Below are 2,312 nucleotides of genomic sequence, written 5' to 3' on the forward strand. Positions count from 1 at the left end.
CCGGCTCTGGATCAAAGCCTGTGGCAACAGAGCGTGACGGTGTTCGGGTCCAGGTCGACGGGCTAGTGGTAGTTGAGGACGCGAATGCGGAGCAGGTCGAAGCTGGCTCGTCCGAACATCTGCCGCTTCAGAAATTTGATCTTATTGACGATGCCTTCTACGGCACCACTGCTGTGCGACAGGGTCAGGCCTGCGGTCACCGCGGCATGGTCACTGCGCAGTCCGGTAGCGAAGGAGGCCAGATGCGGACCGCCGTCGGCTGCGGTCGCGGTGATCCAGTCATCGAGCCGGTGCCCCTGGCGCTGGGTCATCATGACGGCGAAGTCACGGACGTGACCGGCTGCCGCTTGGAGTTCTGGACAGCGTGTCAGAATCTCCGCCAGCCGGGCCGTGTCCTGCTGATCCAGGTGGTCCGGATGGGACATGATCCAGCCGACGACGTGACGTGGTTTGGTCGGCGGCGACGGCGCGATCGAGACCTGCAGTTGTCCACGGAAGGGGCGAAGATAGCGTTGAACGGTGCGCAGGCTGCCGGTCCATCCTTGTGCCTTGATCTCGTGGTGGAGTTGGGTGCTGTCGGTGCAACCATCGTTCCAGCGGCGGGTCAGGTAGGGCTTGAACGGGTCCAGCATGGCGACTCTGTCCAGCGTGGGAGCCAGTAGCTCCTCCAGGCTGGTGGCGGTGGCGAAGCGGCGCACAGTGCGAAAGGCCAGACCCAACTCGCGGGAGATGGAGTTCAGCGAGGCGCCACTGGCATGCAGGGCTTGCACCTGGGCGTAGCGTTCCGTCATCCGTACGATCATCGGTGATTCCTCGCCCTTCTGATCAGGGATCTGCGGCTGTGGCGCCGTCGTTGTCTCCGGCCGGCTCTCCTCTCGTAAGCAGGCCCGATGCGCCCGGACGGTCTTGTCCAGCGCCTCGGCCAGGTTCTGCCAGAGGTGCCAGCGATCAGCCACTTGAACGGCGGTGGGAGCCCCCGTCCGGGCGCCGTCGGCGTAGCCTCCGGCTCGGTCTCGGCAGATCACTTCGACTTCGGGATGGGCCTTCAGCCATGCGGCGAGGGTGTCGGCCTTGCGGTCGTCGAGCAGGTCGATGGGGCGGTGGGTGTGCATGTCCACCAGCACCGTGCCGTAGGAGTTGCCGCGTTTCTTGGCGAAGTCGTCGACGCCCAGCACCGTGACCGGGCCGGCCTCGATCTGAGGCAGTGCTCGCAGGAGCCTGATCAGTGTGGAACGAGAAACGTGCAGGCCGAGGGCTTGGGCCAGCCGGGAGCCGGCGCGTCCGGCCAGTGCCAGCGCGATCTGCTCCAGCATCCGGCGCAGGGCAGGCGTGCGGCGCGCGTGCCGCGCGCTTACCCGAGGCACTTGTTCCACGAATGTGCGGCGCTCACAGCCGAGGTTGGCGCAGCGGAACCGGCGCACCCGCAGATTGATGAGCACCGGCCGGCCGTATGTGGCCAGATCGTGCAGCCGCCGCTGGTAGTGGCCATGGACCTTGCCGGTGAGCACCCCGCATCCAGGGCACAGTGCATTGATCATGCAGGCCCGGGCGGTGACCAGCACGTGGTCTGCGCGGTCTTCGATATTTTCGATCAGCACGTCCTGCAGATGAGGCAGGAACAGACGACAGCAGCAGGCTTCCTCGCCTGCCGAGGGATGCTGCACAGATGACCTCGCCGCCGCTCACGGAAATGATCAGTATTGGAACGACCATGATCATCGCCGGGGCGGCCCTCCTCATGTGCCCATCGTTATCCAAGCGCGATCATCGTCGACCTCGGACACGAGTTGTCAGGCGTCGTCTGTGTCTCCACATTTCAGCAGGCAGGGCCGATGGGACTACGGGAACATGTCTCCTGTGACCAAGGACTTGAGCGAGATGAGCGAGCGCGAGTACTTCGCTTTCGTGGCGAAGCGGCTGGGTATGTTCGTCGGGGGCTCACGGCTTGCCGGCGTGGAGTCGTTTCTCGACGGCTATGACCAGCACGCCATACGTCATGGCGGGCCGGGCCTGCAGGGATGGCGAGAATGGCTGGTAGCCCGGCGAGGACAGGACTGCAACCACGGCTGGCCCGGGCAGGTACGCCATATTGCTCTTCCTGGCGGCTGGGAGCACTGGGACCTGCCGCGTGAGGAAGAAAGCCGAGTCATCGAAGTCCTGTTCGATCTGCTCGACGAATTCCTCGCCCAACGAGAACTCGTTCAAGAGCAGTAAAGCCGCCCGGCTGGATCGTCAAGCTGCCACTCGAACCCCAGAGCTCCCGCGGCTCTGGTCGATCGCCGATCGCTTCACAAACTTTGATCCAGAGCCCA

General features: G+C 64.6%; 2 protein-coding genes. One reads left to right on the plus strand and one right to left on the minus strand.

Annotation, left to right across the window (positions count from 1 at the left end):
- Positions 1–62 precede the first annotated feature (62 nt).
- Positions 63–1,664 carry an ISL3 family transposase gene (locus ABN273_RS59030; RefSeq protein ID WP_349458560.1) on the minus strand — a complete coding sequence of 534 codons (1,602 nt, stop codon included), beginning with the start codon at positions 1,662–1,664 and terminating at the stop codon, positions 63–65.
- 193 nt (positions 1,665–1,857) lie between these two features.
- On the opposite strand from ABN273_RS59030, the gene ABN273_RS59035 reads away from it, so the two are divergent.
- Entirely contained in the window at positions 1,858–2,214 is a 357-nt protein-coding gene (locus tag ABN273_RS59035) for a hypothetical protein (RefSeq protein ID WP_349458561.1), read from the plus strand.
- Positions 2,215–2,312 lie beyond the last annotated feature (98 nt).

The sequence above is a fragment of the Nonomuraea sp. B19D2 genome (assembly GCF_040137845.1).
GTDB lineage: Bacteria > Actinomycetota > Actinomycetes > Streptosporangiales > Streptosporangiaceae > Nonomuraea.